This window comes from Acinetobacter sp. UBA2581, from assembly GCF_002339435.1.
Classification (GTDB): Bacteria; Pseudomonadota; Gammaproteobacteria; order Pseudomonadales; family Moraxellaceae; genus Acinetobacter; species Acinetobacter variabilis.
In genome coordinates this window covers 1-4,074 of sequence record NZ_DDLD01000104.1, presented here as the reverse complement: position 1 = coordinate 4,074, position 4,074 = coordinate 1, and the positions used below count along the sequence as shown (strand labels likewise).

Here is a 4,074-nt window from a genome sequence, read left to right as displayed (position 1 = left end):
ATAGGTTTGTGCAACAAAGCCATTGCCAGTACAAAGTGACATCCAAAAAATATTCTGGAGCAATCAATACAATATTGCCTTTTTCAAGCTCAGTTTGAATAAGTGTTTCAGGAGCTAAACACCAGCCTAGTCCGATTTTTGCTGCTTCAATAAATCCAGTGGCTGTGGGTAAATAATGTAGAGGTGGGTGAATAGGACTTTGTGTAATCAGACAGACAAATTTCCATTGCAGCTCATCTTTGCGGTTAAATACAATCATGGGAGACTGATTTAAACTTTCTCGATTTACGCCATTGTTAAAATAACGATGATAAAAATCTGGTGATGCAATAGCTTGGTAACGCATTTTCCCGAGTGTTTTGATGTCACATCCCTGTAGTGGAGTTGCCTTTGAAGTCACGGCTCCAATGACTGTCCCTTCACGTAATAGTTTGATGGTGTGGTCTTGATCATCGACATTGATATCAAAAAAATAGCCATGTTGTTTATTTAGACTTGAAAGGGCATCTAGAAACCAGGTCACGAGCGAATCATGATTTACGGCAATAGCCATTGGTTTGGTGACGTCTTTACTAGATTGCTCTGGAAGAAATTCTGCTAATACTTCTTTTTCTAAGATTTGCATCGGACGGACATGGCGCAGTAAAAGCTCACCTGCAGGTGTAGTCCGGCAAGGTACTTGTCGTATAACCAATAGTTGTCCGAGCCTGTCCTCCAGTGCTTTGATTCGTTGTGAAATTGCAGAAGGAGTGACGGAAAGTCTCTGGCTAGCTTTCTCAAGGCTACCTTCTTCGAGAACTGCCAGAAATGCAGCCAATTGTGGATGAATTAAATCCATAATATTTGATTATCATTAGAGAAACTTAATTAGCATAAGAATATATAGTTTTTCTAATTATTAAAACCTAAATAAAATGCTTGAGGAATCTTTTTAAAGATATGAATTTTGAATTTAAGCTTGAATGAGGAGTTCTATTCAGCATGACGATACAGCCATGGATTGATCCTGTTATTGCAGAAATTGCACCTGAATATCGAGCATTAAGTATTCAAGTACATGCCAGTAACATGGTCAAACCAGAATATGGTGGAGAGACATTACAATTTGCCTGTACCCCCATTCTCAAACAAGATGCAATATGGGCTGCTGCACATCTTGAGCAATGGGCTGATGTGTTTAGAGCATTCGGTATTAAACCACAGAGGACTCCTTGTTCAGCGGAAGCCCTCCGTCAGCGAGTTTTTAAAGACCGTCAATTACAAAGTATTGATCCAATCGTAGATCTTTATAATGCTGTCAGTATCCAGTATGCCATTCCGATTGGTGGGGAAAATCTAGCCGCTTATAAGGGGCATCCACGGTTAACTATTGCGGATGGAACAGAAATTTTTGACACGATAAAAAATGGACAACTCAGTGAAGAGACACCATCTCAAGGTGAAGTTATTTGGCGTGATGATCTGGGTGTAACCTGTCGACGTTGGAATTGGAGGCAAGGATTGAGAACTCGCTTGGATTCCAAAGCTCAACTGATGTGGTTCATTTTAGAAAGTTTGCCTGCAATGCCTGAATCAGCATTATTTGAAGCAGGGGAACGGTTAATCGATGGTTTAGTTATGATGATGCCAAAGGCAAAAATAGAAAGCTCATTAATTCATCTTCCTAGAAAAAACATCTAAATAATCTATTTTTACAGCTTTGTGAGGACGACCTCAGCCCATGGGCCAACATAAATTCTGGGACGACCCAGAAAGTTTTGGCTGGCCCACTTTTTTTTCAAGTAACCAGTCATAGCGCTGTCAGGTCTGAATAACTTGTCAGTTTCAACATTTAACTGTGTTCTTGGAGATATTTTCATGAATCTGATAGATACATTTTTTTTTCAAAATAATGAAATTGTTTTATTCTGTGCATTTACAGGTACTAGACATGACCACTCTCAGCAAACTGCTGAAAGGGAGTGTTTAATATGATTGCAGCTGAAATTAATGAAATCAGAAAGCTATCGAATGATGTAATTTTACTTCAGCTAAAACCTGAGCATCCTCTATCTTTCCAAGCAGGGCAACATCTCATCATACAGGTTCCTGATGGTCCAAGTCGTTGTTATTCTTTAGCTTCATCCATGAATAGCACAGGACTTTTAGATTTGCATATCCGATTGAGATGTGGTGGAGCATTTTCAGACCATGCACTCAATACAATGCAACATGGAGATCGGCTTTATATTCATCCAGCCCAGGGTGACTTCTTGTTTCCCGAGGGAAACAATCCAATTGTTATGTTAGCCACAGGGACTGGAATTGCACCATTTCTGGCTATGTTGCAAACCTATCTCCCTACTTGTAATGGCAGAGAATTAAAACTGTATTGGGGTGGAAGAGTAAGTAGTGACTTTTATGCATCTGAAATTCTCTCTGCATATCAGAATCAATATCTGAATTTCGAATACATTCCTGTGATTTCAGGAAAGGGCAAAAAATATGTGCATGTGAAAGCATCTGAGGATCTGGATGATGCTTCTGATACCATAATTCTGGCTTGTGGAAATCCAGCTATGATTGAAGATGCCTATGCACTATTTGTTGAGAATACGGATGATCCTGTCAAAGAATTCTTGAGTGATGCATTTGAACCAGCGATTTCGTCCACTGGGAAAATAGAGTTTCAATCTGAGCAAATGATCAGTCTAATTGTTGATCAGCAGGTGAGTCAGGTAATGACAGAAGTTTCTTTACTCACTGCCTTAAAAGAAGAGAATCATTCCATTTTATCTGTATGTGGTGGTAAAGCATCGTGTGGTATGTGTGCAGTCATTGTAGATCACAAATGGTGGGAGAAAATTGATCCGCCGAGTAAAAAAGAAAAAAACTTAATTGCCTGCCTCCCAGCCACTGAAAACAATTTGCGATTGGCCTGTCAAATTCAACTGTCCTCAGCTTTAGATGGTCTTGAAATTTCGATGCCTAGAGAAATATTGTACTGAATTAAAGAGATAAATATGAACACATTCAAAATTGATAAATCAAGAGTAGAGCATGTTGGTCAAAATTTTAATCAAGAGGAGATGTTACTGGTTCGGCAAAAAACGATTGCTGTTGTGCAACAAATCATAGCCAACTGTAAGCCAGGAATGCTTGAAGAAGATGCAGTGGAAATGGCCCGTGACCTATTGGCAGAGTATAGAATGCTCAGAGGTTGGCATGAGGTATATGTGCGATTTGGCCAAAATACAACGAAAACTTATGGAATGGACTCAGAGCCAAATGTCATCTTAGGTGAGAATGACATTATGTTTGTCGATATTGGTCCTGTGTTCCAGAAATGGGAAGGAGATGCTGGGGATACTTTTGTATTTGGCAATGATGCTGACATGCATCAATGTGCTTCAGATGCGAGAAAATTATTTCATATAGTAAGAAAAAAATGGGAAATAGATCGGAGTACAGGCCAAGAACTATATCGTTTTGCTGAGCAAGAAGCAGAAAAAATGGGGTGGTTGTTGAATATGGATTGGGCTGGACGCCGTATTTCAGATTTTCCACATGCAATTGCTTATGAGGGATTGATGGCAGATGTTGATTTTTGCCCTTCAGCATTATTATGGATTTTAGAAATACATATTCGACATCCGCAGAAGCCATTTGGTGCTTTTTATGAAGATATGCTGCTGCCTGACCATTACTTTGATTGAGTTCATTCGACTTAATTTTTCCAACCCAAAAATTTTTTAAACGTTATTAGGGTCTGTTGACATTCCACTATGGTAGTCAAATAAATATACAAGCTAAAGCAAGTGAATTTTCATAGTTCTGCTTTAGCTTGCTATAGGACACAGCATTTCTACGTTGGGCAACTGAACATGTTGTTCGTATTGAATATATTCAATCTGGTAAACTACAGCAGAATGCATACATTGAACGCTATAATCTAACCATACGTTATAGTTAGCTGAGTAACGATTTATTTGATACTTCGAATGAAGTGAACCGTACCGGGTTTGTCGGAGCCTTTTTTATTTAAGCTAGGCCACCTGACCTAACGGGTTAATCTTCTCATAGTACATTGCTTCA

The 4,074-nt window shown here is 39.1% G+C and carries 4 protein-coding genes; 3 read left to right on the top strand and 1 reads right to left on the bottom strand.

The features are described from left to right. The coding region (locus B3Q46_RS13400) for a LysR family transcriptional regulator ArgP (protein ID WP_286716190.1) at nucleotides 1-838 on the bottom strand (838 nt) is incomplete at its 3' end. Between the two features lie 143 nt (nucleotides 839-981). Here B3Q46_RS13400 and B3Q46_RS13395 point away from each other — a divergent pair. The 3 genes from B3Q46_RS13395 (at nucleotide 982) to B3Q46_RS13385 (ending at nucleotide 3,695) form a co-directional block, all read left to right on the top strand. Beyond that, a complete protein-coding gene (locus B3Q46_RS13395; RefSeq protein WP_286716188.1) occupies nucleotides 982-1,680 on the top strand; it encodes a B3/B4 domain-containing protein in 699 nt (232 codons plus the stop codon). A 290-nt stretch (nucleotides 1,681-1,970) separates the two neighbouring features. Next, entirely contained in the window at nucleotides 1,971-2,987 is a 1,017-nt protein-coding gene (locus B3Q46_RS13390; RefSeq protein ID WP_286716187.1) for an FAD-binding oxidoreductase, read from the top strand. Nucleotides 2,988-3,002: 15 nt separating this feature from the next. Further along, complete coding sequence (locus B3Q46_RS13385) at nucleotides 3,003-3,695, top strand: M24 family metallopeptidase (protein ID WP_286716185.1); 693 nt, start codon at nucleotides 3,003-3,005, stop codon at nucleotides 3,693-3,695. Nucleotides 3,696-4,074: the final 379 nt, after the last annotated feature.

Coding starts and splice junctions, on each gene's coding strand:
- B3Q46_RS13385 (WP_286716185.1), top strand. CDS start 3,003: ATGAACACATTCAAAATTGATAAATCAAGAGTAGAGCATGTTGGTCAA.
- B3Q46_RS13395 (WP_286716188.1), top strand. CDS start 982: ATGACGATACAGCCATGGATTGATCCTGTTATTGCAGAAATTGCACCT.
- B3Q46_RS13390 (WP_286716187.1), top strand. CDS start 1,971: ATGATTGCAGCTGAAATTAATGAAATCAGAAAGCTATCGAATGATGTA.